The sequence below is a fragment of the Rhodanobacter sp. FW106-PBR-R2A-2-24 genome, from assembly GCF_058789615.1.
On the sequence record NZ_JBYTBV010000002.1, the window covers coordinates 1,907,433 to 1,933,891 of the forward strand.

Annotated in this window: 26 protein-coding genes and 1 pseudogene; 11 read left to right on the plus strand and 16 right to left on the minus strand. The window is 67.1% G+C overall.

Annotated features, from left to right (window positions below):
- The first annotated feature begins 11 nt into the window (after positions 1-11).
- A complete protein-coding gene (locus tag AC3WQA_RS09885; protein WP_492673254.1) occupies positions 12-254 on the plus strand; it encodes a hypothetical protein in 243 nt (80 codons plus the stop codon).
- Positions 255-885: 631 nt separating this feature from the next.
- Here AC3WQA_RS09885 and AC3WQA_RS09890 read toward each other — a convergent pair.
- The 7 genes and pseudogenes from AC3WQA_RS09890 to AC3WQA_RS09920 all read right to left on the minus strand — a co-directional run.
- Positions 886-1,131, minus strand: a pseudogene (locus AC3WQA_RS09890) (CRISPR-associated protein Cas4); the annotation flags it as partial.
- 17 nt (positions 1,132-1,148) lie between these two features.
- The gene (gene cas7c, locus AC3WQA_RS09895) at positions 1,149-2,084 is read right to left on the minus strand and encodes a type I-C CRISPR-associated protein Cas7/Csd2 (RefSeq protein ID WP_492674883.1); all 936 of its coding nucleotides are present in this window, start codon (positions 2,082-2,084) and stop codon (positions 1,149-1,151) included.
- A complete protein-coding gene (gene cas8c / locus AC3WQA_RS09900; RefSeq protein ID WP_492674884.1) occupies positions 2,081-3,859 on the minus strand; it encodes a type I-C CRISPR-associated protein Cas8c/Csd1 in 1,779 nt (592 codons plus the stop codon). Before cas8c ends, cas7c begins: the two co-directional genes overlap by 4 nt.
- Positions 3,856-4,521, minus strand: a complete 666-nt coding sequence (gene cas5c / locus AC3WQA_RS09905) for a type I-C CRISPR-associated protein Cas5c (RefSeq protein ID WP_492674885.1) — start codon at positions 4,519-4,521, stop codon at positions 3,856-3,858. The genes cas8c and cas5c overlap by 4 nt, the downstream gene beginning before the upstream one ends.
- Positions 4,518-6,776, minus strand: a complete 2,259-nt coding sequence (cas3, locus tag AC3WQA_RS09910) for a CRISPR-associated helicase Cas3' (RefSeq protein ID WP_492674886.1) — start codon at positions 6,774-6,776, stop codon at positions 4,518-4,520. Before cas3 ends, cas5c begins: the two co-directional genes overlap by 4 nt.
- A gap of 156 nt (positions 6,777-6,932) precedes the next feature.
- Positions 6,933-9,275 carry a S9 family peptidase gene (locus AC3WQA_RS09915; protein ID WP_492674887.1) on the minus strand — a complete coding sequence of 781 codons (2,343 nt, stop codon included), beginning with the start codon at positions 9,273-9,275 and terminating at the stop codon, positions 6,933-6,935.
- 199 nt (positions 9,276-9,474) lie between these two features.
- Positions 9,475-10,095 (minus strand): FecR domain-containing protein, encoded by a 621-nt coding sequence (locus AC3WQA_RS09920; RefSeq protein ID WP_492674888.1) that lies wholly within the window; start codon positions 10,093-10,095, stop codon positions 9,475-9,477.
- Positions 10,096-10,188: 93 nt separating this feature from the next.
- On the opposite strand from AC3WQA_RS09920, the gene AC3WQA_RS09925 reads away from it, so the two are divergent.
- Positions 10,189-10,986, plus strand: a complete 798-nt coding sequence (locus AC3WQA_RS09925; RefSeq protein WP_492674889.1) for a glutathione S-transferase family protein — start codon at positions 10,189-10,191, stop codon at positions 10,984-10,986.
- Positions 10,987-11,013: 27 nt separating this feature from the next.
- Here the strand turns inward: AC3WQA_RS09925 and AC3WQA_RS09930 are convergent, their stop codons facing one another.
- The 4 genes from AC3WQA_RS09930 to lptM all read right to left on the minus strand — a co-directional run bounded on the left by AC3WQA_RS09930 (position 11,014) and on the right by lptM (position 13,675).
- Positions 11,014-11,910 (minus strand): tyrosine recombinase XerC, encoded by an 897-nt coding sequence (locus AC3WQA_RS09930; RefSeq protein ID WP_492674890.1) that lies wholly within the window; start codon positions 11,908-11,910, stop codon positions 11,014-11,016.
- Positions 11,903-12,595, minus strand: coding sequence for a DUF484 family protein (locus AC3WQA_RS09935; protein ID WP_492674891.1), 693 nt, complete (start codon positions 12,593-12,595; stop codon positions 11,903-11,905). The genes AC3WQA_RS09930 and AC3WQA_RS09935 overlap by 8 nt, the downstream gene beginning before the upstream one ends.
- A gap of 64 nt (positions 12,596-12,659) precedes the next feature.
- Positions 12,660-13,490, minus strand: a complete 831-nt coding sequence (gene dapF / locus AC3WQA_RS09940; protein WP_492674892.1) for a diaminopimelate epimerase — start codon at positions 13,488-13,490, stop codon at positions 12,660-12,662.
- 11 nt (positions 13,491-13,501) lie between these two features.
- The gene (lptM, locus tag AC3WQA_RS09945; protein WP_492674893.1) at positions 13,502-13,675 is read right to left on the minus strand and encodes an LPS translocon maturation chaperone LptM; all 174 of its coding nucleotides are present in this window, start codon (positions 13,673-13,675) and stop codon (positions 13,502-13,504) included.
- 97 nt (positions 13,676-13,772) lie between these two features.
- Between lptM and AC3WQA_RS09950 the strand changes: the two genes are divergently transcribed.
- Complete coding sequence (locus AC3WQA_RS09950; RefSeq protein WP_492674894.1) at positions 13,773-14,462, plus strand: hypothetical protein; 690 nt, start codon at positions 13,773-13,775, stop codon at positions 14,460-14,462.
- A 30-nt stretch (positions 14,463-14,492) separates the two neighbouring features.
- On the opposite strand, the gene AC3WQA_RS09955 is transcribed toward AC3WQA_RS09950, so the two are convergent.
- Positions 14,493-14,966 carry a GNAT family N-acetyltransferase gene (locus tag AC3WQA_RS09955; protein WP_492674895.1) on the minus strand — a complete coding sequence of 158 codons (474 nt, stop codon included), beginning with the start codon at positions 14,964-14,966 and terminating at the stop codon, positions 14,493-14,495.
- A gap of 180 nt (positions 14,967-15,146) precedes the next feature.
- Here AC3WQA_RS09955 and AC3WQA_RS09960 point away from each other — a divergent pair, with 180 nt between their 5' ends.
- Positions 15,147-16,631, plus strand: a complete 1,485-nt coding sequence (locus AC3WQA_RS09960; RefSeq protein WP_492674896.1) for a RimK family ATP-grasp domain-containing protein — start codon at positions 15,147-15,149, stop codon at positions 16,629-16,631.
- Between the two features lie 108 nt (positions 16,632-16,739).
- Here AC3WQA_RS09960 and AC3WQA_RS09965 read toward each other — a convergent pair whose 3' ends face one another.
- Positions 16,740-16,976, minus strand: coding sequence for a hypothetical protein (locus AC3WQA_RS09965; RefSeq protein WP_492674897.1), 237 nt, complete (start codon positions 16,974-16,976; stop codon positions 16,740-16,742).
- Between the two features lie 194 nt (positions 16,977-17,170).
- Here AC3WQA_RS09965 and aroE point away from each other — a divergent pair, with 194 nt between their 5' ends.
- Both aroE and AC3WQA_RS09975 read left to right on the plus strand, forming a co-directional pair.
- Positions 17,171-18,001 carry a shikimate dehydrogenase gene (aroE, locus tag AC3WQA_RS09970; RefSeq protein WP_492674898.1) on the plus strand — a complete coding sequence of 277 codons (831 nt, stop codon included), beginning with the start codon at positions 17,171-17,173 and terminating at the stop codon, positions 17,999-18,001.
- A 242-nt stretch (positions 18,002-18,243) separates the two neighbouring features.
- The gene (locus AC3WQA_RS09975; protein WP_492674899.1) at positions 18,244-18,783 is read left to right on the plus strand and encodes a hypothetical protein; all 540 of its coding nucleotides are present in this window, start codon (positions 18,244-18,246) and stop codon (positions 18,781-18,783) included.
- Between the two features lie 7 nt (positions 18,784-18,790).
- On the opposite strand, the gene AC3WQA_RS09980 is transcribed toward AC3WQA_RS09975, so the two are convergent.
- On the minus strand, positions 18,791-19,321 hold the full coding sequence (locus AC3WQA_RS09980; RefSeq protein ID WP_492674900.1) for a gamma carbonic anhydrase family protein: 531 nt from the start codon (positions 19,319-19,321) through the stop codon (positions 18,791-18,793).
- A gap of 143 nt (positions 19,322-19,464) precedes the next feature.
- Positions 19,465-21,189 carry a patatin-like phospholipase family protein gene (locus tag AC3WQA_RS09985; RefSeq protein ID WP_492674901.1) on the minus strand — a complete coding sequence of 575 codons (1,725 nt, stop codon included), beginning with the start codon at positions 21,187-21,189 and terminating at the stop codon, positions 19,465-19,467.
- Between the two features lie 91 nt (positions 21,190-21,280).
- Here AC3WQA_RS09985 and AC3WQA_RS09990 point away from each other — a divergent pair, with 91 nt between their 5' ends.
- The 4 genes from AC3WQA_RS09990 to AC3WQA_RS10005 all read left to right on the plus strand — a co-directional run bounded on the left by AC3WQA_RS09990 (position 21,281) and on the right by AC3WQA_RS10005 (position 24,888).
- Positions 21,281-23,356: a M3 family metallopeptidase gene (locus AC3WQA_RS09990; RefSeq protein WP_492674902.1), complete on the plus strand. Its 2,076-nt coding sequence runs from the start codon at positions 21,281-21,283 to the stop codon at positions 23,354-23,356.
- Between the two features lie 48 nt (positions 23,357-23,404).
- Entirely contained in the window at positions 23,405-24,202 is a 798-nt protein-coding gene (locus AC3WQA_RS09995) for an alpha/beta fold hydrolase (protein ID WP_492674903.1), read from the plus strand.
- 88 nt (positions 24,203-24,290) lie between these two features.
- Complete coding sequence (locus AC3WQA_RS10000) at positions 24,291-24,602, plus strand: type II toxin-antitoxin system RelE/ParE family toxin (protein ID WP_492674904.1); 312 nt, start codon at positions 24,291-24,293, stop codon at positions 24,600-24,602.
- Positions 24,595-24,888 (plus strand): addiction module antidote protein, encoded by a 294-nt coding sequence (locus tag AC3WQA_RS10005; RefSeq protein ID WP_492674905.1) that lies wholly within the window; start codon positions 24,595-24,597, stop codon positions 24,886-24,888. Before AC3WQA_RS10000 ends, AC3WQA_RS10005 begins: the two co-directional genes overlap by 8 nt.
- 412 nt (positions 24,889-25,300) lie before the next feature.
- On the opposite strand, the gene AC3WQA_RS10010 is transcribed toward AC3WQA_RS10005, so the two are convergent.
- Positions 25,301-25,510 (minus strand): cold-shock protein, encoded by a 210-nt coding sequence (locus AC3WQA_RS10010; RefSeq protein WP_492674906.1) that lies wholly within the window; start codon positions 25,508-25,510, stop codon positions 25,301-25,303.
- 171 nt (positions 25,511-25,681) lie between these two features.
- Here AC3WQA_RS10010 and xth point away from each other — a divergent pair, with 171 nt between their 5' ends.
- A complete protein-coding gene (gene xth / locus AC3WQA_RS10015) occupies positions 25,682-26,458 on the plus strand; it encodes an exodeoxyribonuclease III (RefSeq protein ID WP_492674907.1) in 777 nt (258 codons plus the stop codon).
- Position 26,459 lies beyond the last annotated feature (1 nt).

Below are 26,459 nucleotides of genomic sequence, written 5' to 3' on the forward strand. Positions count from 1 at the left end.
GGCGGCGCGTAATGAAATATGCAGATGGGAAAGAAGTCAGGCTAGGCGATCATGTGGCATTAGGGGGGGGGCGCGTAGGAGTTGTTGTATGCTCTATCGACACGAATGAGTACACCACGCTCTTTCCACAAGAACAGTGGAGCTATTTGCGTTCCGGTGTGATAGTCAGAATGGCTGGGGCTGGATTAATCCACTACCTTGAGCCAGATGAAGACTTCGAACAATTGCCGGGAAGTTCGGCACCGCGTGAATGACCTGAGTACCGAACAAGGCGCCTCTGGAGGCGCCTTGTTTATTTCATTGGTGTTCGTCCATCACTGGATCCTCTCGCCTCCCAATGAGGGGAGGCGGTGGACTCTATGGCTGCGAGGCGCCACTCAGTGTCGCCACAGTCGAGTTCACCGCCTTCGGCTCTACCAGGGCGGCGGGTGTCGGCTGCGCTACCTGCAGAAGCAGCAATAAGGAGGCGGAGGAAATTAATTTGCAACCGTCACAGACATGCTGGGCCACGTCACGCTGCACGCCTACTACGCCAACGGCAAGCGCCACACGATGACCGATGCGCGCCGTCAACCAGAACCTTGCGGTTAGAAAAAGGGCTGCAGGGAAATATGGGGTAAAACCTCACTGCCAAGCTGGGGCACATGCATCGAACGCCCGCCTCATGCGGGCCTTCGATGCATGACGTTTGGCGGTAGGCAAGACATAGCGGTTCATGGTCGGCCACGTCAGTGACGCGGTCGCGTGTTGAACGACGACAGCAGCAAGATCACGCATTACAGCTACGACGTTCACTGGTCAAAAAGCTGCTGCTGCTGGTCAGTTCACTTGCCTGAAATGGTCAGCCGTGTTGGCAACAGATGGTCAGCTCGATGGCAATACGCAAAACTCAACCACATCGGCCTTGCCGGTAATCCCCAGCTCCAGCGACAGCAGCGGCATGGCCGTCACGGTGCGCACCCCGCGCCGCCGCTCAACCTGCGGCTTGTCCGCCTGCCGATGCAGCAACTGGCCTTCGGCCGTCTGGCGGTTCTCGGCCCATTGCTGCTCCAGATGGATCAGGGCGCACTGACGCGGGCAGTACAGATAGTGCTGGAGGGCGGAGATGGGAATGAGGTCATCGTCTTCCATCATCCGCCCTCTTCGACTTACACCAACCGGGTGAGCGTCACGCCAGCCGGCAGGTCGGCATCGTTCACGGCCACCGTGTAGTCGGCAAAGCTGCGGGGCACGTCGGTGTTCTTGCTGGCCTGGATTCGCTCGAACAAAGCATGTGCGGGCGCGTTGCCAAGCTCGGACTCGTGCTTGAACACGTACAGACCACGGGTCGCCATTTCGCCGCGTGCGGCAGAGCGGTCGTGCTCGAACATCTGGGCCAATGCCTGCCACAGCAGTTCCAGATCGTCCTGCGAGAAGCCGGTTTGCTTGGCGAGGAAGCTCGAGACGAAACCGTGCGCAACGTAGAGACCATAGGGCACGGTGTGCTTGCGGCCCATGGTGCGGTTGTCGCCATCCTGCTTTTCGGCCTCGGCTTCAGTTGCCACCGCCATGCGGGTGATCGAGTGCTCTTGCGCAATGATGGGATCGACCGAGCGTGCGAACGTGAGTTGTACGGGGCCACGAACCTGACCGCAATTGACGCCGGTCGACATCACCGCGCCGAACGTGCGCACATCGTAGAAGTTCTGGCACATCCAGCCTCGCGCCAGCTCCGCATCTTGGCCGGTGCCCTTTCGCTTCTTAGCACCCTTCTTGTCCTTGGCGTCTTCGCCACTATCGGTCGATGCATCCTCGGCATCCAGTTTCAATGCGCTGTACGCACGCTGATGCTGGAGATTGAGGATTGCCTTTTCACGCACATAGATTTCGTTGCGAACTTCGCCCGGGCCAGGATCGCGCTCCGTCTGATCCTGCGTCATCGCAACGAAGTTGCGCACCTTGCGCTTGAGCATCACATCGGTGGTCAATCCGTGCCCCGTCTCCGCATCCAAGCGAGGCAGGTTGCCGGCATCGGGGTCACCATTAGGGTTGCCGTCTTTCACCTCGAAAAGCAGCACGAAGTCGTAGCGGTTGGAAAGGCTCATCGGGTTTCCTCCGGATTCTTGGGTTCAGACTTGGTGAAGAAGGCTTGGCGCTGGTGGTAGTAGCCGAGTGCAAAACGCGCCTGATCGGCCAGCGTCAACACACGTGGTGGGAAGCTGGCAGCATCGAAGCCGCCCATGATGTTGCCGATCAATTTTTCCCGGGTGACCGCGAGGCCGCCGTTGAGCTTGCCGAGGTGGTGCTTGGACAGGCGCAGCAAGGTGGAGAACACTGCCGCCGGTGTACTGGAGGCTGCGCCGTAGTAGCGATCGCGGATGGTGGCGTTGAGGCCGGGGCTGGCGTCCTCCTGAATCTTCTCCAGCGCGGCAAACAGCCGGCCAAGCCGGTAGCCCGGATTAGTGTTGTCGGGATCGAGCATGGGCAGGAACTCCTTCTCGTGGCTTTGGCGGAAACGGATCTGGCGGTTGAGGCTGGCCTTGATGGCGGCAGCGCGGGCGTAGGGCACCTTTTGTTCGGCACGGCAGCGCATGACGGCCTGATTGAGCAAGGTGGCGGGATATGGCAAGCCTTCGAGAATGGCTCGCATCACTTCGCCGCCGAGGTTGGGCGGGATGTTGTCGGCCTTGTTCAGCAGGGCGACGCCCGTCAGCAAACGAAACAACGACAGATAAGGCGGCTCGTAGTCGGCATGCACGACCTCGATATCGTCGAAGTGCTGCTTGATGCGTCGAGCCAGCGCCATGGCGGTGGCCGTCTCCCAGAAGCGAATGCTGATGCGGGCGGCATTCGGGGCGAGGCCCAGCACATGAAAGCGGGTTTCCGGTCCGCCTTCGGCGAACTGGCCGGTCTGAATGGCGGCATAGAGCGCACTCACGGCGCGGATGTTTTGATCTGGATCGTCCTTGGGCGGATCGCCGAACAGGTCGGGAAGTGCACTTTCGAGACCGTGCTTTTCCTCTGCCCAGAACACGGTAGAGGCGTCGCCGACTTGAATGCGTTGGCGGGCGTCACGCGCCAGCAGGTGGTTCAATGCCGTGGTGTAGGCGAAGGTTGCCTGTTTGCCCAAGGGAGCATTGGCGCCTTGGACCTTGCCGTACGAATTGAATGCATCCAGGTTGAAGGAAACGATGTTCGCACCAGAGGTCTGTGCACCCCACACCCCTTTGATGGCAGGGTGTAGGCGCTCAACGGCAGCCACTTCACCACGAACCAGGCATATCCCGTCATGTGTCTTCTCATCAATCTGGCTTGCCGCATCGGCAACCAGCTCACGCTGGCAGACCAGCCCAAGATCACCCCGCAACCGAAAACTCAGCACTGGGTTGCTGGATTGCACCTCGACAAAACACGCAAATCGTTCCAAGGCAGCCAGGTCCAACGCATCGAGGAAAGCCAGTACGGCGCAGACACCGGCGTCCTGCTGCACGGTTTCTTGTAGATCGACGATTCGCGTCCGGAATGCAGCGCGCATGTCCGAAAGGCGTGCCTGATATTCCTCTGCCTTTCCCTTCTTGGTGCTGTCTTCAAGCTTCTTTGCATCCGTGATGCCAAGCACATACTCGGCGTTGTCCCACAACAGGTTGGCCGCAACGCCCGAGGTTTTCTTGACGCCCTGCGGCACCAGAAAGCGCTGCCCGATTTTTTTCTTGCCTTCGACCCGCCGGGTATCTACCAGATTGGTCACTTGCCCATCGGTATCGAGTTCAAAAATGAACGGAATTTCCTTGTCTTCGAACCCCTCCGCGGGAAGGCGCTTGGCCGGATCGGGATCGGCCTGTTTACGTCGGTAATAGGCGTCGAGCGCTTGCAGGATCATCCCCGCACCTCCGCGCTGTCCCAGCCCGGCACCTTGACCACGCCTTGCTCCATCTGCGCACGGAAGAAGCGCGGCTGCGGGTCGGCAGCGTTGCTGAAATCCAGATCGTGCAGCATGAAGCCCAGCTCGCGGGTTTCCGCAATGGCGGTCGGTTCGTCCTCAAGATGCTCGATCAACCGGAAGGCTGCGGCAAACTCGCGGCAGCCCAGGTAGGGCTGGTTGACGCATTGCCCCTTGCTGGCGCGCCGTTCAAACATCTGCTGATACTTCACGGGGTTGGCCTGCGGGTCACGCTGCGACAAGAACTCCAGATCAGCGTGTACGCGATAAGCCACGTCGCGTAGGAACAGACCGGCGCGCTGCTGGCGGTCATCTTCGATATTGAGGCCCAGCTCTCCTCTGCCGGCCTTCATCGCCGCCTCGACGTTGCGGGTGGAAACCACGCTGGCCACTTCGTTACGGCGCAGGTTGATCCAGCGGATCGGCCGAAGCACTTCGATGCTGCGGACATGCCAGCGGATCGCCGGTTTCCAAAGGATGGCTTCGAAGCAAGCGCGCGCGGCGGATGGGGTCATCACGTCATAGCTCACACGCTCTACCTTCATTTCGGGGCGCGTGAAACAGGCGTAGGGGCCAGATAGCTCCAAGCAATAAGTTCTCAAGATAAATTCCCCCAGATAGTGTCTTGTGGACGAAGCTGGATCGGCTCCGGATTCAAGCCGGTCTCGGGATCGTATAGCCAGCCGTTCGTCTGCGCGTACAGGCCGGGCAGGATGCCTTCGATGTCGCCGCGCGCAAACAATGCCAGCGCCTGATTTTTATGCAGGTTGACGGTATAGCGCTGCAGCTTGCGCATCAGCCAGCGCTGCGGGCCGTCTTGCTTCAACTTTCCAAGCAAGCCGTCGATGTCGCGGCTTTGCCCATCCTGCCCGTAATAGCGCACTACGATGGGCAGGCTGTCTTCATCGTCGATCAATCTGAATTTCTCAGCGGCGCTGCGAAAGCTCACGGCCAGCTCCTCGCCATCCACGGCCTGCAAGTCGCAGATGCCGGCCTTGTCCAGGCTGCAGCCGTAGTACAGGCGCTCGAAGTAGGCGGCAAAATTGGCTCGGGCAAACGGTGCAGATGGCTTGTCATGCAGAACATCGCGGCTGGCGTTCTCGCCTTGTCGCAGCAAACCAGGCGGTGCCGACTTGGGCGGCACGAACACCACCACCTTGCCCTTGCCATCGAGCCGACCCTCGCGATTGCATCGCCCCGCCGCCTGCGCCATGGAATCCAGTCCAGCCAGTGCGCGATAGACGACGGGAAAGTCCAGATCCACGCCCGCTTCAACCAGCTGAGTGCTGACGACGCGGGTGGGCGTTCCAGTCTTGAGTCGCGCCTTGATCTCCGCGATGACCTGCGACCGGTGCGCACCGCACATAAGGGCCGACAGGTGCAGCGTGCCTTCTGGCATGGCCTCCCACAGCGCGCGCGCGTCCTTGCGCGTATTGACGATGGCGAGCACGGATTCATGCACAGCCAGCGATTGAGCAAGCTGAGGCCAGTCCGTGGCTTGGTGCCAGTCATCGGGGAGTTGAACGGTGACACGCTCCAGCGCTGCGTACAGCCCATCGGGATCGGCGATGATCTCTTGCACGTTATCCAGGCCTCGCCGGTTCTTCTTCGCATCGAAGTATTCGCGGCTGGCCAACGCCGGCTGGGTTGCGGTGGACAGCAACACGCTGACACCGTAGTGCCGCGTCAACAGGTTCAGCACATCCAGAATGGGTTGCAGGAACTCCGGCGGAAGCAACTGCGCCTCATCAAGCACGACGACGCTGTCGACGATGTTGTGCAGTTTCCGGCAGCGCGAAGTGCGCGAGGCGAACAACGACTCGAAGAACTGCACGTTGGTGGTCACGACGATAGGCGCGTCCCAGTTCTCGCAAGCCAACCGCGAGGCAGCAGTTTCATCGTCGGGTGCTGATTCTGCGTTGCTGTGATGCTCAATGACGGCTTCGCCAAAAATGCCGCGAAACACATCGGCGGTCTGCTCGATGATGCTGGTGTAGGGGATGACATGGATGACACGGCGCTTGCCGTGCAGGCGTGCATGTTCCAGTGCGAAGGCCATTCCCGAGAGCGTCTTGCCGCCGCCGGTCGGCACGGTCAGCGAGAACAAACCGGGTTCCAAGTTCGCCGCAGCGCGACACTGCTGCAGGATGTCGGCGCGCACGGCATTGACCGATGTGGCGTCGGCGCTGGCCGCCAGCCTCGCCATATGGGCATCGAACCTCGGTGCGAGATCATGCAGCGCAGGCCATGTGTTTCGAGCCGCGAATTTCTCCGGATCCATGTAGCGCTCGGTATCCAGAAAGTCAGCATCGACCAACGCCGAGAACAGCATGCGCACCCACAGCGCAAAACCGTCCTTGCCGCCGGGGATGTTGCTCAGATCTGCCTTGAAACCCCCGGCATCAAGAATATCCGCCGGCGGATGCTCAGCCAGGGATTCGGCCAGTTCGGCGTAGCTCTCTTGTTTGTCGAGCCGCTCCCGCAGACCACCAAACCAATCGGCCAGGCCTGCGTGGTGGCCGGCAATCAGGAAGGCCAGCACCCGGCCAGCCACGCCGAAATGCTCCAGCGCCAGCAGGGCACCCGCCGTCGAGTGTGGTGCCTTGCCGGCCTCACCCTTGATATGGGCATCTGCCTCGAATCCGCTGGCGAGGCGAATGTAGCGCTGAAAGCGCGGTCGAAATTTGCCCAGATCGTGCCAGCGCCCAGCCAATCGCGCCCAGTCTGCCCCGAAATGTGCGGCAAAGCTGGCTGCCAGTTCGCCGACGCTCTCCAGGTGGTCGACGAGATCATGTGGGTCACGCCAGCTTCCGCCAGCATCGCGGGCAGCATGGGCTATCGGCTGAGGCTTGTTCATGGTGGCACCGTATGTTCTTCCCGTCTCAAAGGTTGCGACAGGTTTACCTTGGAGGAGCCCACCACGCGGACCTTACCCGCAACAACCCAACCGCTTCCAAAAGCGAAAGGCCGGGGCTCACGCCCCGGCCTTCCTGTTTGCATCAACCAACCGCGCTCAGAACCACGGCCACTGCTTCAGCGCGTACTCCTTCGGCGGGGTGTCGCCGGCGAGGTAGCGCACGAAGTAGTCCCAGCGGCGGCGGGTGGCGTAGGGCGTGGCGGCGGCGTAGCCGTGGTGGACGTTGGGGATGATGAGCAGGTCGAAGTCGCGGTTGGCCTTGATGAGCGCGTCGGCGACGAGGTAGGTCTCTCCGATGGGCACGTTGTCGTCGATGGTGCCGTGCACCAGCATCAGGTGGCCCTTGAGGTGCTTCGCCATGTCCTGGTTGGCCTGGTTGTCGTAGTTGGTGCCGCCATCCTTGTTGGTCACCAGCAGGCCCTGGTACTTCTCGCCCCAGTCGTTCTCGTAGTTGCGGTTGTCGTGGTTGCCGCTTTCGGCCCAGCCCACCTTGAAGAAGTCGGGATAGCGGAACATCGCGTCGGCGGTGGTGTTGCCGCCGCCGGAGTGGCCCCAGATGCCGACGCGGCTGGCATCGATCCACGGGTGGCGCGCGGCGAGTTCCTTGATACCGGCGACCTGGTCGGGCAGGGTGTTGTCGCCCATGTCACCGTACCAGGTGTGGTGGAAGCTGGCGCTGCGCCACGGCGTGCCCATGCCGTCGAGCGCGATGACGATGAAGCCGAGCTCGGCCAGCGCTTGGTTGTCGCCGCGCGCGCTCATGAAGCTGCGGCCGCGCACCGAGCCGGTCTGCGGGCCGGGGTAGACGTAGTCGATGATCGGGTATTGCTTGGCCGGGTCGAAATGGCTCGGCTTGAACATCAGGCCGTACAGCGTGGTCTTGCCGTCGCGCGCTTTCACCGTGAACGGTACCGGCGGCACCCAGCCGGCGGCCTTGAGGCGGGTGATGTTGGTCTTGGCGACGGTGGCGATGACGTGGCCGTCAGCGGCCGAGCGCAGCACGGTGACCGGCGGCGCGGTGGGCGTGGACCAGCTGTCGACGAAGGTCTTGCCGTCGGGCGACAGGCTGATGGTGTGGTCGGCGTCTTCGGGCGTGAGCAGCTGCGGCTGGCCGCCATCCAGGCTCACCTTCCAGAACTGCCGGTAGTACGGGTTGACGGCCGGCACCTTGCCCACGCCGACGAACCACAGCTCGCGCGTCTGGCGATCCAGGCGCAGCACTTCGGTGACGTTGCCCTCGCCGGTGGTGATCGGGTGCAGGGTCTTGCCGGTTTTGAGGTCGACCAGGTAGAGGTTGTTCCAGTCGTTGCGTTCGGACGGCCAGACGGCTTCATGCGCCTTGGGCAGGTACTGCCAGTTCACCTCGCCGTGGCCGCTTTCGTAATAGGTCTTCACCGTCTCGTCGAAGGCGGTGCGCACGGCGCCGGTGGTGGCGTCGGCCACCCGGTACCACACGGTCTGGCGGTCGCGCGCGCTGTTGACCATGGCGAAGGTCTTGCTGTCGGGCGCCCACTTGAGGTCGCTCCACTGGCCGTCGCTGTTGCAGCTGATGTCGTCGCACAGGCTGGACAGGCGCTGCTGCGGCGGCAACTGCAGGCGCACCAGCTTGCGCGTGGCCACGTCGATCGCCACCGGCTCGATCATGAAGATCTTCTTGTCGCCGGGTAGCGGGTATTTCCACGCGTCGAGCACGGGGTGGCCGACTCCGGTCTTCACCGTGTACATCTCGCCCACGCCGCGCTGATCCTGCTGGTAGGTGGCGATGCGCCGGGAGTCCGGCGACCAGTTCAGCACCGCACGGTTGGTGTGAATCCAGCCGGCGTTGTCGGTGGCGTAGCCGAAATCCTGCACACCATCGGTGGTGAGCCGGGTTTCCTTGCCGGTGGCGAGGTCGCGCACCCACAGGTTCCAGTCGCGGACGAAGGCTTCCCTGGTCTTGTCGGGCGAGAGGATGCCGGGCTCGTCGCCGCTCGTCGCCGTGGCCTTGGCCGTGCATTCGCCGATGCCCTTGAGGTCACACAGATAGTGCGTGCCCATCAGGTCGATGTCGTAGCGGCCATCCTTTTGCACGCGGAAGTCGAAGCCGGACGGCGGCAGTTTGTCGGCGGCGAAGGGCTTGCCGCTGGCCTTGCCCAGCGCGGCGGCGAGCTTGGCCTGGTCGAAGGCGGGCGCGGCCTTGCCGGTGGCGGTGTCCATTTCCATGGCGTGATCGCCGCCGGCATCGTGGTCGACGTACCAGAAGTGCGTGGCGTCCAGCCATTTCACGCGCTGCACGTCGTGCTCGACCAGCGGCGCGGTATCGTAGGCCATGAAGCGCTCGGCATGGGCGTAATCCTGCGCGGTGAGCGTGCGCCCCTGCGCTGTCGCGCCGGCCGTCCACGCCAGCATGCCCGCCGCCAGCGCGCCGGAAAGGCACGCCTTCGCCATCGTCGAAATCATCCTGCTGTCCTCATGGAAACGGAATGCCGCCGCCCGTGTCGCGGGCGCGCCATCGGTGCCGCCGGAAAACCGCGCCGCGGATGCGATCCACGGACGGATCGCGCACCCATCACGCGCGACAACCTGGCGGGCGGCACCAGGATTCGATGGTAGCGGCCAGTGCCGGCCGCCACCCCTGCCAAAGGTTGTGCCGGGCGCTTCAAGAAGCTGGCCGCACCGGGCCCATCCGGCCGTAGCCGTAACCCAACCCTTGCCCGGCCCGCAACGTCACCTGCTGGCCGCTGGCCGGCAGGCGTACCGTGAGCGTGCCGGCCAGCACTTCGACCCGCACCGCATGGCCCCGCCGGGTCAACGCGAAACGGCCGCCCGCCGTGTCGATCACGCCATCGCCGGCACGCACGCGCAGCGGTCGGGCCGCGTCCGCCGATGCGGCGAACCACGCATGGCCACGCTCCAGCGTCGCCGCCCAAGGGTCGGTGGCGGCATAGCTCAAGGTGGTGGCGGCATCCAGCCGCGCCGTGCCGCCACCCGGCAAGGCCAGCGTACGCGCCGTGGTGGCGGTGAGGTGACGCATGGCGTGCTGATGTGCCATGGCATGGCCAAGGCCAAACGCCGCCGGCAGCACGCAGGCCAGCGCCAGCAGCAGCGCGCAACGCGGCGCGCGTGTGGCGGGAGCGGCAGTGGGCGCAACAGCCGGGCGGGCGGACGGCCGGAAGGCCAGCACGCTGGTGCCGCTAGCCACGGCCGCACGCGGGCGCCGGCGCGGCGGCGCCACGGTAGGCAGCAGGTAGACGATGTTGTCGGCGAAGCGACGGGCCATGCGTGGCGTCCGAACTGCGCAGCCGTCCCCCGACGGCATCGCTTGATGCCAGTAAGCCCATGCCTGCGACAATCTGTCATCCTGCGGTGCAGCATGACCACGCCGCCTGGCGACATCCCCCTACTCACCCGGAACGACAACATGGCCCGCATGCACGTGATCGGCAGCTACATCTCGCCCTATGTCCGCAAGGTCCTCGCCTGCCTTGAGCTGAAGGGGCTGGATTACGAGATCGACCCGATGCCGCCCTTCGCCGGCAACGACGAGTTCACCCGGCTGAGCCCGCTGCGGCGCATCCCGGTGCTGCTCGACGACGGCCTGGTGGTGAACGATTCCTCGGTGATCTGCCAGTACCTGGAGGACAAGCACCCCGCGCCCGCGCTCTATCCGCGGGACATCGCCGACCGTGCCCGTGCGCGCTGGCTGGAGGAGTACGCCGACACCCGGCTGGCCGATGGCCTGATCTGGAAGCTGTTCTACCAGCGCTCGATCCGCCGCCGTGTGTTCGGCGAGGCGCCCGACGAAGCGGTGGTGCAGGAGGCGCTGACGGTGACGATACCCGCCGCGCTGGATTATCTGGAAGCCCAGCTGCCGGCGCAGGGCTTCGTGTTCGGTGAGCTCTCCATCGCCGACCTCAGCCTCGCCTGCTATGTCCGCACCGCCGCCTTCGTGCGCTACGAGATCGACGCCGCGCGCTGGCCGCGCTGCGCCGCCCTGGTGGCGAAGGTACTGGCGCTGCCGGCCCTGCAGAAGCTGGCCCGCTACGAGGACGCCACGCTGCGCCTGCCGCTGGCCGAACATCGCGCCGTCCTGCTCGCCGCCGGCGCCCCATTGAGTCGCGAGACGCTGGGCACCAGCGCGCCGCGACCGGTGCTGCCGCGCGCCTCCTAGGAGTTTGGGCGGTAGCAACCAGGCCACCTACTTGCGCCGCGCGCGCGGATGCGCGGCGTCGTACACCTTGGCCAGGTGCTGGAAATCCAGGTGGGTATAGATCTGGGTGGTGGCGATGTCGGCATGACCGAGCAACTCCTGCACCGCGCGCAGGTCGCCGGAGGATTCCAGCAGGTGGCTGGCGAAGGTATGCCGCAGCAGGTGTGGGTGCACGTGCTTGGCGAAGCCGTGCTCCAACGCGAGCTTGCGCAACCGCAGCTGCACGGTGCGCGGGTGGATGGTGGCGCCGCCACGGCCACGGAACACCGCGCTGGCCGGGTCGTTGCCCTCCAGCGCGCCCAGTGCGCGCAGCGCGGCCACGGCATGCCGGCCCACCGGCACGAGGCGCGTCTTGCGGCCCTTGCCGAGCACGCGCACCTCGCCTTCGTCGAGGCTCAAATCCCCCCAGTGCAGGCCGCATAGTTCGGACAGGCGCAGGCCGCTGGAATAGAACAGCTCCAGCATGGCGCGGTCGCGCAGCCCCAACGGCCCTTCGCCGCCGGCCGTCACCAGGGTGACGGCCTCGTCCACGTCCAGCACCACCGGCAGCTTGCGATGCACCTTGGGGCCGCGTACACCGGCCAGCGGGTCGTGCGCCAGCACGCCTTCGCGGCGCAATTCACGGAACAGGCTGCGGCAGGCCGAAAGCAGACGCTGCAGGCTCTTCGGTGCCAGCCCGCCGCGGTGCTGCGCGGCGACGAACTGGCGCAGCCGGTTGGGTTCGAGCTGGGCGAAGTCGGCGATGCCCTGCGCGCCCATCCAGGCCAGGAGCTTGGCGAGGTCGCGCCGGTAGCCGTCCACGGTATGCGGCGACGCGCGCCGCTCAACGCCCAGCCGCGTCAGCCAGGCTTCGACCCGCGCCGCCGGGGCCGGGGCTTCAGGCAAGGTCGCGCGCGCGCGCCAGCGCGGCGGTGATGGTGGCCGCGATCATCTTCAGGAACAGCGTGCCCATGCCCGGCTGGAAGCGGTCGGCATCGAGGCTGCCGATGGCCAGCAGGCCGGCTTCGCCCAACGGCAGCAGCGCCACCGAGTGGATCGCCGACGCCTCGTCGCCGAACAGCTGCGCCAGCTTGTCGCTGGCCAGGCGTCCGGAGAACGGCTCCTGCTGCTGCATGAAATCGGCGAAGGCGGGCAGCTCCGCCACCCCGCCACCCACCTGGCGCAACCACGGCGAGCGCGGCAGGTCGGGCTGCCGGCCGAACAGCAGGAGGCGCACTTCCTCGGTATGGAAATCCTCGCTGAGCCGGGCCATCACGGTGCGCGTGGCCACTTCCAGCGTGTTGGCGCGCAGGAGTGCCACGGTGAGCGCGTGCACCCGCTCCATCAGGCGCTGGTTGTCGGCGGCGATGCCGGTGAGCTCGGCGAGGCGACGCTCCAGCTCGACAACCTTTTCGCGCAATTGCTGCGCCTGAAAGCCAGCCAGCGAGGCCACCGCACCCTGCTCGCGCGGCAGGACGAGCTGGGCCGCCAGCTCCGGATAAGCGCCGAGAAACCCCGGGTGACGCCGCAGGTAGGCCGCGACGTCATCGGCTTCAAAGTCGACAACGGCGTCGGGCTGGGGAACGTTCATGCGTGAAACCTCGGGCCGAAAGCGTGGGTGATGCGCCCGAGTGTGCGATGGACGCGCGGCCGGATCAATCCAGCCACTCGCCTTCGAAGGCGAACGCGGCCGGGCCGGTCATCCACAAGGCATGGCCGGGGCCGCGCCAGGCGATGCGCAGGCTGCCGCCGGGCAAGTCCACTCGCACGCGCTCGTCCAGCTCGCCGCGCTGGCGCAGCACGGCCATCGCGGCGCAGGCGCCGGTGCCGCAGGCCAGCGTCCAGCCGGCGCCGCGTTCGTGCACGCGCAGGCGGAGATGGTCGCGATCCAGCCGCTGCACGAAACCGACGTTGGCGCCGGCGGGGAAGCGTGCGTGCGTGCTGAGCAGCGGGCCCAGCCGTTCGGCCGCGCCCTCGGGCAAGGTGTCGGCCAGCACCACGGCGTGCGGGTTGCCCATCGATACCGCGCCGATCTCCAGCGCGGTGCCGGCCACATCGATGCGGTAGTGCCAGGCTTCGGCACTGGCCGCGAAGGGGATGCCGGCCGGCGCGAACACCGGCTCGCCCATGTCGACGGTGACCTCGCGCGGCGCGCGCAGGCGCACGGTGACCGGGCCGGACGGGCTTTCCAGCCGCACTTCCTCACCCAGCGGAAGCTGGCCGGCGCGATGCAGCCAGGCGGCCACGCAGCGCACGCCGTTGCCGCACTGGCCGGCCGGCGAGCCATCCGGGTTCCAGATGCCGTAGTAGTACGCGCACGTCGGGTCGCGCGCCGGCTCCACGCTGAGCAGCTGGTCGAAGCCCACGCCGGTGCGGCGGTGGGCCAGCGCGCGGATCTGCGCCCCATCCAGCGCGAACGGCGTGGCGCGGCAGTCCAGCAGCACGAAATCGTTGCCCAGCCCGTGCATCTTGGAAAAACGCAGCATGGGCGCGGCGCTCAGCGCGAAGCGGCCACGGCGGGCGTGGGCGCCGTGCTGGCCGGCGCGGGCGGTGGCGTGGGCTGGGCGGCCGGCTGCGGGCGAGCGGGCGGCAACACCAGCGGCCCCTTGTTGCCGCAACCGGCGAGCAGGGCGGCGGCAAGGCAGAGCGTCAGCAGCAGGAAACGGCGCATGGATGGATACCCTTGGGCGGATGCGCCGGCAGTATAAGCGAGCCCATGCGCGCCATCGGCGGCTTATCATGCGCGCGCCTTTCCCGTGGATGCCTTGATGAATGCCATCGAGCTGTTGCGCCTGCCTGCCACCCTTGCGCTGGTGCTGGCCGGAGCACTCCTGCTGCTGAGCCTGCTGCGCCTGCTCGCGCTGCGCCGATGCCTGCACGAGGGCGCGCGGCTGGCGGCGGCCTGGCAGGGTTCCATGAGCCTGCTGCTGTTCCTGCTGGCGGTGCTCCTGGCCAGCGGCGGCCTGGCGCTGCGCGGCTACCGCCTGCTGGCGGAGGAAACGCCGGTGGTGGAACTCGACGCGCACATCCTCTCGCCGCAGCGCTGGGCGCTCACCCTGGCCTGGCCCGACGGCAGCACGCGCCGGGTCGACCTGGCCGGCGACGACTGGCGCCTGGAAGCGGTGGTGCTGAGGTGGAAGCTACCGGCGCGCCTGGCCGGGCTGCCGCCGCTGTACCGGCTGGATCGCCTGGATGGCCGCTACGACGACGTGGCACAGGAGCGCAGCGCGCAACGCACCGTGATCGACCTGCGCGGGAACGCCGGCTTCGACCTGCTCGACCTGCACCGTCAGTACCCCGCCGCGCTGCCGATGGTGGATGCGGTCTATGGCAGCGGTGCTTTCCTGCCGCTGGTCGACGGTGGCCACTACAGCGTGAGCCTGGCACGCAGCGGGACGCTGCTGGCGCGTCCCGACGACGCCACCGCGCGGCGCATCGCCGCGCCGCTGGGGCGCTAGGAGCGTGGGCGCGGTGACGGCAACCGCGGATCAGCCGGCCAGCGGCCGCTCGTAGCGCCAGCCGTCGGCGCCGTCCTCGTAATAGGCCGCGAGCCGGCCGGTGCACCGGTAGCCGTGCTTTTCGTAGAGGTGGATCGCGGCGTCGTTGTCGGCGCGCACCTCCAGCCGCAGCGCGCGGCAGCCGCGGCGCCGCGCCTGGCTGGCCACCGCATCAAGCAGGGCGCCGCCCACGCCCTGGCCGCGCGCCGCGCGCCGGGTGGCCAGCGAATACAGCCGTGCCACCGCGCTGCCCTTGCGGAAGAACAGCACGGCGCTGCCGAGCAGGCCATGCGCCTTGGCGCTGGCCGCCAGCACCAGCGCGCTGTCGCTGTCCAGGTGGCGGCGGTATTGCGCGCGGCTCAGGCGGTCGCCGTCGAAGCTGGCCTCCTCCAGCGCCGCCAACGCATCGAGATCGTCGGCCACGGCACGGCGCACGCGCACATCGGGGGCGGGCGAATCGGGCATGGTGACTTCCTCGGCACGGCAATTGGCGCGCAATGTAGTCGCGGCCCGGCGCGGTCGCAATGCGCCGGTGGCGGACGTTTAACCTCGCTTAAGCGGCCGCCCTTGTCTGCCGCCCGTGCGCGTCACACACTGCGCGCTTCGGTCGTGTCCACACATGGCCTTCCACCGCCAGAGAGTGACATGACCCGTCTCGTCGTCGTTGTCGAGAAAGCCTCCGACTGGGGCTCGTACTACCCCTCCGTGGACGTGATGAGCGCGATGGACTACCTGCGCGAACCGGTCGGCGCGGACGACGAACGCACCCATGTCATCAACCTGTGCCGCAGCTACAAGTACCTCGGCGCGGGCTACTACGTGTCGCTGCTGGCCGAGGCGCGCGGGCACAAGGTGCTGCCTTCCGTGCGCACCATCAACGACCTGCGCCGACGCTCGCTGTACGGCGTGGACATCGATGACCTCAACGCCAAGCTCACCCACTTCCTGCCCGCCGGCGGCCGCGACACCACCGACTTCGGCATCCTGGTGTACTTCGGCGAAACCGCCTACCCCGCGCTGCAGGACCTGGCGCGGCAGCTGTTCGAGACCTTCCCTTGTCCGCTGCTGCGCATCGAGTTCGAGCGCGAACGCGTGTGGCAGGTGGCCTCGATCAAGCCGGTGGGCCTGCATACGCTGGACGACAGCCAGGAGGACGGCTTCGCCGAGGCGCTGGATCGCTTCTCGCGCAAGTTGTGGCGCAAGCCGCGCGTGCGCAAGCGCTACCGCTACGACCTCGCCATGCTGGTCGATCCGAACGAGGCGATGCCGCCGTCGAACAAGAAGGCGCTGAAGGCTTTCGTCGCGGCCGGCAAGGAACTGGGCATCGAAGTGGAGCCCATCGGCAAGAACGACTACCAGCGACTGGCCGAATACGACGGCCTGTTCATCCGCGAGACCACCGCCTCCGACAATCACACCTACCGCTTCGCCCACCGTGCGGAGAAGGAAGGCATGGTGGTGATCGACGACCCCACTTCGATCCTGCGCTGCACCAACAAGATTTTCCTGAACGACCTGATGGTGTCGCGCAAGCTGGCCGTGCCGCATACCGAAATCCTCTACCGCGACGACAGCCGCGGCATGAAGGAGGTGGCCGAACGGCTGGGCTACCCGCTGGTGCTGAAGATTCCCGATGGCTCCTTCTCGCGCGGTGTGGTGCGGGTGGAGAACGCCGCCGCGCTGGACAAGGCCGCCGGCGAACTGTTCCAGCACAGCGCGCTGCTGCTCGCGCAGGAATACGTCTACACCGAGTTCGACTGGCGCATCGGCGTGCTCAACCGCGAGCCGCTGTTCGTCTGCAAGTACTACATGTCGCGCGGCCACTGGCAGATCTACAACCACGGCGCCAAGGGCACCGCGAAATCCGGCGGCTTCGAAACCATTCCGGTGCGCAAGGCGCCGGCCGAGGTAGTGAAACTGGCGCTGAAGGCCACCAGCGCGGTAGGCAATGGCCTGTACGGCGTGGATCTCAAGCAGGTCGATGGCAAGCCGGTGGTGATCGAGGTGAACGACAACCCCTCCATCGACGCCGGCGTGGAAGACGTCTACCTCGGCGAGGATCTGTACCTTTCGATCATGCGCGAGTTCCTGCGCCGCATGGAGCGCAAGCGGCAGGGCATGGCGCGCTGAATGGCGCCGCCGCCGCGTCCTTGCGGCGACCGGCGACGGCGTTCCCTCGCGTGCATCGCTCCGGCCCGCGGCATCCCGCCTGCGGGCGCTTCCACTGCCAGATGGAATTCAGTGCCGGCGCCGCGCGCGACGCGACAGCAGCAGTTGCCGCGGCAGGCCCGGTTCGAGGATCAGCAGCAGCGCCAGCGGCGCCGCCAGCAGCCACAGCAGCGGCGCCCAGCCCAGCAGCGCGGTATGCGCCGGCACCAGGGTGGTGGCGAGCAGGGCCGCGCCACCCGCCAGCCACAGCAGGGCGACGGCGAGCAGGCGTTCGTGGCGATGACGGTCGATGGTGCTGGGGCGCATGGCGGCTTCCTCGCGGGGCGATGGGCGCAGCATGCCGGCCCGCTTTCTCATAAGCTGCGACGCCAGCGCACTCCCGCCCGCCAGCCTTGTCCGGAGGCGCGCAAACGGCGCACCGCCCGGCGTCCGTGCAAGCCGCATGCTTGGCGATCACCGAGCGCTCCTTACAATGGCCGTCGCATACCAGGAGCACGCGCATGACCCCACTCGCCCAGTACACCGTCTTCGGCCACCCCATCGCGCATTCGCTGTCGCCGCGCATCCACCAGGACTTCGCGCGCCAGTTCGGCATCGCGCTGACGTACCGCGCCATCGACGCAACGCCGGAGGGCTTCGCCGACGCCGTGCGCGGCTTCTTCGCCGATGGCGGCGCGGGCGCCAACGTCACCCTGCCGCACAAGGGCGCGGCGTATGCGCTCGCGGATCAACGCAGCGCCACGGCCACGCGCGCCGGCAGCGCGAACGTGCTCACCCGGCTGCCCGACGGCCGGCTCGCCGCGCACAACACCGACGGCGACGGCCTGGTGCGCGATCTCAGCGAGCGCTACCGCATCGACCTGCGCGGCCACGATACCTTGCTGCTGGGCGCCGGCGGCGCCGCGCGCGGCGTGGCGTGGGCGCTGCTGGACGCCGGCATCGGCACGCTCACCATCGTCAACCGCACGCCGGAAACCGCCGACGCACTGGCCGACGCCATCGGCGATCCGGCCCGCGTACACACCCGCTACTGGGACGATCTGGCGAACCTGGGCAGCTACGACCTGATCATCAATGCCACCTCGGCCGGCGTACTGGGCGACGGGCTGCGCTTGCCGATGTCGCTGGTGGGCGCCCGCGCGACCTGCTACGACCTCGCCTACGGCGAGGCGGCCATCGGCTTCCTCGCCTGGGCGCAGGCGGCCGGCGCGCGCTATGCCTACGATGGCCTCGGCATGCTGGTGGAACAGGCCGCCGAAGCTTTCCAGCTTTGGCACGGCCAGCGACCCGATACCGAACCGGCATACCAGGCGCTGCGCGCTGCCAGCTGAGAGCCCGTGGAAAAGCCGCCCGCCTGCCGCGGTCGCCGCCGAACGATCCGCGGCGGCGCGTACGAACCTGCGGCCGGGCACACCGACCCGCGCTGCCGCCGCGCGCGGGCATGGCCGGCGATATCGCGGCCGGCACATGCGCCCGTCATCGCACTGACACGCTTCGCCGCTAGCTTGCCACCCGGGTCGCAGCCGCTCCCGTGGATGGCCGCGGCGTTCGGTTATGGTCAGGCGCAGGTGCCATGCAAAATTACGCTTTGTTTCTCGCGCGCCGCCCGGCATGGCTGGTCGGCGCACTGGTCCTGATCCTGCTCGGCGGCGGCTGGTGGCGTTGGAACGCCGCCACCCAGGCGCCGCCCGCCGCCGACGGCACGCGCATCCTGCTCGACCTCGCCGGCGCCGCGCTGCGCGACGGTCGCCGCGTGGCGCCGGTGGGCAGCAACGCGTTCGAGTTCTACTTCAGCGTGCTGCAGATCGATCCGCACGATTCAACCGCACTGGAAGAACTGCGCAAGGCGTTCAAGCCGGCCTGCGACGATGTGGAGAGATCCATCGTGGATGGCGACCTCGACGAGGCCCAACGCGAGCTGCAGCTGCTGCGCGCCTATGACGCCGGCAACTACCAGTACGACCCGGCACACTTCGTGACCAACGCCAGCAACTACCGGCTGGCCCTGCTCGGCGGCTATCTCGATGCCCAGCGCATCCGGCTGGGCCAGGAGCACGCCGTCCAGGCCATGGCGATGCGCGCACAGCTTTCCGCGAGCGCCGCGGCACCGTGAGCGCGGTTCAACCGGCGAGGTAAGCGTCCTTCAGCCGCACGTAATGCGCGGCCGAATACAGCAGTTTCTCCACCTCGTCATCGCCCAGCACGCGCACGCGCCTGGCCGGATTGCCCAGCCACAGCTCGCGCTCGCCTACCACCTTGCCCGGCGGCACCAGCGCGCCGGCGCCGACGAAGCCGTGCTTTTTCACCACCGCGCCATCGAGCACGCTGGCGTGAATGCCGATCAGGCAACCGTCCTCGATGGTGCAGGCGTGCACCACGGCGGCGTGGCCGATGGTGACGTCGGCGCCAATCAGGCAGGGCGCACCCGGGCCGTAATGCCCGGCATGCGCCACATGCACCACGGCGCCATCCTGGATGCTGCTGCGCGCGCCGACACGGATCGCGTTGACGTCACCGCGCAGCACCGCGCCGGGCCAGACCGAGACGTCGTCGCCCAGCACCACGTCGCCGATTACGCTGGCCATCGGGTCGATGTAGACACGTTCGCCGAGGGTGGGCGTGATGCCCTGGTAGCTGCGCAAGTTGTTCATGCGGGTATTGTAGCCGCGCCGCGTAAGCCCCTCTCCCGCCTTGCGGGAGAGGGGTTGGGGAGAGGGTGCTCTCACTCTCGCGGCAAGCCTGGCCCTCTCCCCCGGCCCCTCTCCCGCAAGCGGGAGAGGGGAGCAGCGCCGCATCATTCCTTGCGCTCGGCTTCCAGCACGCGCAGGGTTTCGCGATAGCCGGCATCCACGGCGCGGCGCCAGCCCTTCCAGTCGAGCAGGCCCACGCGATCCAGCGGTGGCACGATCAGCCGCTGCGCCAGCGCGCGGCAGCGTTCGCTGGTTTCCTCGCTGTTGACCATCGCGGCGCGGGCAAGGGTGGACACCAGCCCCGGCCAGCGCGGGCCACGATGCTGTTGCAGCAGCAGGCGCCACCAGGGCGGCGTGGCCACGTCCTCGATGCCGGTGCGCAGCGCCATGTCGCCGTGGATGCTCACCGCGGTGAGGTGGGCGACGCCATCGGTGGCCATCACATCGGTGGGCAGGTTGTCCACCAAGGCGCCGTCCACGTAGACCTCGCCGCGATGCAGTACCGGCGGCAGCACGCCGGGTATCGCGCTGGAGGCGCGCAGCCACAGCCATAGTGGCCCGGTGCGGTGCACCGCGCGACCGGCGCCGGAGAGGCTGGTGGAAACGCAGAAGAAGGGCTTGGCCAGATCCTCGATCTCGGTGTCGCCGAAGGCGTCGCGCAGCATGTGGCTGGCGCGGCGGCCGCGGGTCAGCGCCACCAGCGGCAGCGTCCAGTCCGACAGCGGACGGCGGCGCACGAAGGCCTCGAAGTAGCGGCGCAGCATGGTGCTGGTGTCCCAGCCGTTGGCCACGCCGGCGCCGATGATGGCGCCGATGCTGGTGCCGCCCACGGCATCGAAGGTGTGGCCGGCATCGCGCAGTGCCTTGATCGCGCCCAGGTGGGCCAGCCCGCGCGCGCCGCCGCCGGCCAGCACCAGGCCGCGCGCATGCCCGGTGATGAGCCGCGCCACGCGCCCGATGTCGTCTTCGCCGCATACGTGGTGATGCATCAGGGCGCCGCTGAACAGCGCGCGCCAGCGCTGTGCCGCGCCGGGTGCCGGGTGGCCGCCCTCGTGCAGCAGCAGCAGGTGGCGTGGCCGGTGGCCGGTGCGCGCCGGGTGACCGGGCGTGGCCTCCGGCCACGGCTGCGCGGCCTGCGCCGCCAGCACCGGCAGCAGCAACGCGTCGGCCTGGCGCAGGCAGCGCTGGCGCCAGGCCGGATCGCCGCTGTCGTCCAGATAGAGCACGAACTGCGCCCAGGCTTCGCGTTCGGCGAACCAGTCGCTGCCGTGGCCCTGGCCCAGCGCGCTGTCGATCACCATGCAGCGGCCGTAGGGCTCCATCGCCTTGGCCAGTTGTTGCGCCAGCTCGCGCACCGGCACGCCGTGGTGCACCGGCAGGATGGCGAAGGTGCGCGGCCGGTTGGGCGAGGGCACGCGGCGCTGGTTTTGCAGCAGGCGCAGCGTGGCGGTGCGCGCCACCGCGAGCATGGTGGCGGGGTGGCGCTCCACCATCGCCTCGAAGTCGGCCACATCCAGCCGCAGCAGTTCGGAATCGCGCAGCGCGCGCACGGAGAGATGGTGGTTGCCGCCGGAAAGCAGGCTGATCTCGCCCACGCAGTCGCCCGCGGCCAGCTGGTGCAGCAGGGTGGTGGGGCCGTCGAACACGCCCAGGCTGCCGCTGCGCAGGAGGTAGAGCGCTTCGGACGGCTCGTCGGCCTTGAACAGGTATTGCCCGCCGGGCAGACACAGCCACCGCATGCGCTTGCCCAGCATCTCCAGCTGAAAATCGTCGAGGTGCGCAAAGATCGCGGTACGGCGGATCAGATCGGCCAGATCGGTGGGCTGCATGGCGGCGATGCTACGACAGTGCCGTGACGGTGGTGTCTTCGCTTGCTTTCGCCCTGCCGCATCGCCACGCTTGCCGCGACAAGGAGCCCCCATGACCCACGACAATCCCCTCTTGGCCGACGCCGCCTTGCCGGCGTTCTCCGCGATTCGCCCCGAACACATCGCCCCGGCCGTCGATGCCATCCTCGCCGACGACCGCGCCGCCATCCAGGCGCTCACCGCGCCCGGCGCGCCGCGTGATTTCGCCCATGTGATGCTGGCGCAGGAGCGGCTCGCGCAGCGCCTGGCGCACGCCTGGGCGCCGGTGTCGCACCTGCACGCGGTGGCCGACAGCCCCGCGCTGCGCGAGGCCTACGGCCCGGCCGAGGAAGCACTCACCGACTACGGCCTCGAACAAGGCCAGAACCGCGCGCTCTACGCCGCCGTGCAGGCGGTGGCCGATGCGCCCGGTTTCGCCGCCTTGCCGCGCCCCGAACGCGCCCTGGTGGAACACGCGCTGCGCGACTTCAGGCTCTCCGGCGTGGCGCTGGAAGAACCCGCGCGTTCGCGCTTCCGCGCCATCGGCGTGGAGCTGTCGAAACTCGCCACCGAATTCTCCAACGCGGTGCTGGATGCCACCGACGCCTGGCGCGAGCACGTCACCGACGAGCGCGACCTCGCCGGCGTGCCCGAATCCGGCCGTGCCGTGCTGCGCCAGTACGCCAAGGAACAGGAACTGGACGGTTTCCTGGTGACACTGAAGCAGCCCAGCGTGCAGGCCGTGCTCACCTACGCCGACAATCGCGCGCTGCGCGAGCGCGTGTACTGGGCCTACCAGACCCGCGCATCGGATCAAGGCCCGCACGCCGGCCAGTACGACAACTCCGCGCGCATCGAGCAGATCATGGCGCTGCGCCACGAGGCCGCGCAGCTGCTCGGCTTCGCCAACGCCGCCGAGGAATCGCTGGCCACCAAGATGGCCGGCTCGACCGCCGAGGTGCTGGCCTTCCTGCGCGACCTCGCCGCGCGCGCCAAACCTGTGGCGCAGCGCGAGCTGGCCACGCTGCGCGCCTTCGCACACGACGCGCTCAAGCTCGACAACCTCGAGTCGTGGGACGTGGGCTACGCCGCCGAAAAGCTGCGCCAGCAGAACTACGCGCTGGACGAAGAACAGCTCAAGCCCTACTTTCCGCTGCCCGCCGTCATCGACGGCCTGTGGGCGATCACGCGCAAGCTCTACGGCATCACGCTCACCGCCCGCGACGGCGTCGACACGTGGCATCCCGACGTGCGCTACTACGACGTGACGGACGCCGCCGGCCGCGTGTTCGCCGGCGCCTACGTCGACCTCTACGCGCGCAACGGCAAGCGCGGCGGCGCGTGGATGGACGTCTGCCGCGCCCGCTTCGACGACGGCACCGAGCCGGATGGCATCGGCAAGCAACTGCCGGTGGCTTTCCTTACCTGCAACTTCGCGCCTCCGACGGAAGGGCGGCCCGCGCTGCTCGCCCACGATGACGTGCTCACCCTGTTCCACGAATTCGGCCACGGCCTGCATCACCTCCTGACCGAGATCGCGCTGCCGTCCATCGGTGGCATCGACGGCGTGGAGTGGGACGCGGTGGAACTGCCCAGCCAGTTCATGGAGAACTTCGGCTGGAACCGCGAGGCGCTCGACCTGTTCGCGCGCCACTGGCAGACCGGCGAGAAGCTGCCGGAGGAACTGTTCCAGCGCATGCTCGCCGCGCGGCATTTCCACGCCGGCCTGTTCCTGGTGCGCCAGCTGGAATTCGCGCTGTTCGACTTCCGCCTGCACCTGGACTACGACCCGGCCGAAGGCGCCCGCACCCTGGCCGTACTGGAAGAGGCACGCCGCGAAGTGGCCGTGATTCATCCACCGGCCTGGCAGCGCTTCCCGCACGGCTTCAGCCACATCTTCGCTGGCGGCTACGCGGCGGGTTACTACAGCTATCTGTGGGCCGAACTGCTGAGCGCCGACGCTTTCGGCGCCTTCGAGGATGCGGCGAAAGCCACCGGCAGCGTGATCGACCCCGCCACCGGCGCGCGTTTCCGCCGCGAGTTCCTCGCCGTCGGCGCCAGCCGCCCGGCGCTGGAAAGTTTCGTGGCATTCCGTGGTCGCAGACCCGAGCCGGAGGCGCTGCTGCGCAGCTACGGGCTGGAGGCATAACGGCTGGCGATGAGGCTTCGTACTCTTTTCGCAGCGGGGGCACTGCTGGTGACGATCTACTTCGGCATCGGCGCGTACCTGCTGCGCTACCGACTGGCACCTTTCGTCCTGCCGCATACGGAGACGCCGACGGCAGCACCTGCGCTGCGGAGTCTCGACGGCCGCGCCGATGCCTTCCTCATCCGCCGTTATGGCGAGCCGCGCGAAGGCTGCGTGCTGTTCTTCCCGGGCCAGCATGGCGAGCTGCGGGCTTACGAAACCGGGCTATTCCACGCCTTCACGGAACGCGGCATCGCCGTTCTGGCGGTGGCTTATCCGGGTCAGGATGGCGCACCTGGCGCGCCGGATCTGAAAAGGTTGCAGACACGTGGCATGCAGACCTTGGCCGCAGCGAAGGCCGTTTGCGGCGAGCATCGCGTCGTCCTCTATGGCCGCTCCCTAGGTTCGGGAGTGGCGGCCTACAGCGCGGCCGGCCAGGGCTCGGCCGGGCTGATGCTCGAAGCGACAGCACCCTCGCTGGCCTCGGTCATCCGTATGCGGTTGAAGAAGCATTGGTTTCTCGCCCCTTGGGCGGTTTTGCCAATGTCGACACTGCTGGCGAGCGACTATTCGCTCAATGAGGCGCTCGCGCAAACGCAACTTGCATCCGTCGTGGATTACCAGGGGATGGCAGATGACGAAACTCCGTTGTCCGCCTTGCGGGCGGCTCCCGGGCTCGGGAAACTGCATGTCGTCGAGGTATTCAGCGGCACGCATTCCACTACCTACCGTCTGGCGGAAGGGCAGATGGTCGAGACTGCGCGGTCGATGCTCCGGCAGCAGCAGACACCAGCGCCGGGATATTGAGCGGTTCGTGCGCCGGTAAAGAGCATATGCGATGCCCCACGGGATGACGGGGGCAAGCTTGCACAAATGTAGTTTATAGACTACATTCATGTCCGTGGCCGAGTTGAAGCAAACCGAGACCTTCGCCAAGTGGGAGGCTCGCCTGCGCGATAAGCGGGCCAGAACCTTGATCGCCGCGCGGTTGGCGCGACTGGCACATGGGATACCGGGTGATGTGGAACCTGTGGGCGAGGGCGTCAGCGAGCTGCGCATCCATCATGGCCCCGGTTACCGGGCCTACTTCCAGCAACGCGGCGTTGTCCTGCTTGTCCTGCTGTGTGGCGGCCACAAGAAAACACAGGCTCGCGACATAGCGATGGCCAAGAGACTAGCCAAAGAGTGGAGTGATACCGATGGCTGAAAAACTGACGGCATACGATCCGGCGGCCGCGCTCGTCGATGATGCGGAAATCGCGACTTTCATGGCTGATGCCTTTGAAAGCGGGGATGCGGGCTACATCGCGAAGGCGCTCGGCATGGTTGCGCGGGCGAAAGGCATGACGCAGATCGCCAGCCAGACCGGGTTGTCGCGCGAACAGCTCTACCGCTCGTTCAGCGAGGCGGGCAATCCCACGCTCAAGACCACGCTCTCGGTCATGAAGGCTCTTGGCATCGACCTGACCGCCAAGCCCCATGTGGCGGCTTAAGCGGGCACCCGATTGGCCACAAAGCTCAGCTGAAAAACGTTCGCGCTGAGCCTTGTCGCTAATCGGGTTCAGGCATGAGGCGAGCTTTCCCCAGGCATGACGCACCTGCCTCCCCGTTGATACCTGTCGGACATATGCCGCGCCATTCCGTGCAAGTACCGGGCTCTGGCCTTTGTGGCTGCCTCACCCCAACGTGTCGCCTCGTATCCGCTTCCTGTTCGTCAGGCCAGCGCTTTGCTTCCGGCTTTCTCACAGGCGACCGGTCACCCGCATCGCCCTTGCCTTTCGCTAACGCTTCCCCTTGCCGGGCGAGTAGAGGACTTTCATCTCCAAGCAGGTGCGCCCTGCCGGACGCGCCAAAGAAAAAGCCCGCCTTGCGGCGGGCTTTCCCAGGCGGTGGAGTGCCGAAGGCTTAGGCCTTCTGCACTTCCTCGGCCTGCAGGCCCTTCGGGCCCTTGGTGACGACGAAGGTGACGCGCTCGCCTTCCTGCAGCGACTTGAAGCCGTTGCCCTGGATCGCGCGGAAATGCACGAACAGGTCATCACCACTTTCCGGGGTGATGAAGCCGAAGCCCTTGGCATCGTTGAACCACTTGACCGTACCGCTCTGACGTTCCGACATGACACTTGACCTTTGAAACTATGGATGAATGCAGATCGAAACGGAGCCGCCCGACTGCAACGTGAGCCAGGAGACGAAGCCTTTCCGCCTCCTGCCACGGTGCAGCATACATGGAAACGCGCCGCGCTGGCGCCCGGCGGGGCACGCGCGGGCATCCCGTACAATACCGGCATGAAAATCGCCAGCTGGAACGTCAACTCGCTGAACGTGCGCCTGCCGCAACTGGTGCAGTGGCTGGGCGACGCCGCTCCCGACGTGGTGGCGCTGCAGGAAACCAAACTCGAAGACTCAAAATTTCCCACCGCCGAACTGGCCGCCGCCGGCTACCGGGCGGTCTTTTCCGGGCAAAAGACCTACAACGGCGTCGCCCTGCTCGCCCGCGAAGGGCTGGGCGACTTCGGCGAGGTGGTCACCGACATCCCGGGGCTGGACGATCCGCAGCGGCGCATCCTCGCCGCCAGCATCGGCCCGCTGCGCGTGGTTGACCTGTACGTGGTGAACGGCAAGGCGGTGGGCGACGAGAAATACGCCTACAAGCTGGCCTGGATGGCGGCCGTGCGCGATTTCCTCGCCGAGGAAATCCGCCGCCACCCACGCCTGGTGGTGCTGGGCGATTTCAACATCTGCCCGGACGACCGCGACGTCCACGACCCGGCCGCCTGGGGCGAGGAGATCCTCTGCTCGCCGCCGGAACGCGCCGCGCTGAGGGCCATCACCGCGCTGGGCCTGCACGACAGCTTCCGCCTGTTCGAACCCGCCGGCGGCCACTACAGCTGGTGGGACTACCGGCAAGGCGGTTTCCGCCGCAACCTCGGCCTGCGCATCGACCTGATCCTGATTGCCGAGGCGCTCAAGGCCGCCGCCACCGCCGCTGCCATCGACCGCGCGCCGCGCCACTGGGAGCGCCCCTCCGATCACACCCCGGTGACACTGGAACTGGATATTTGAG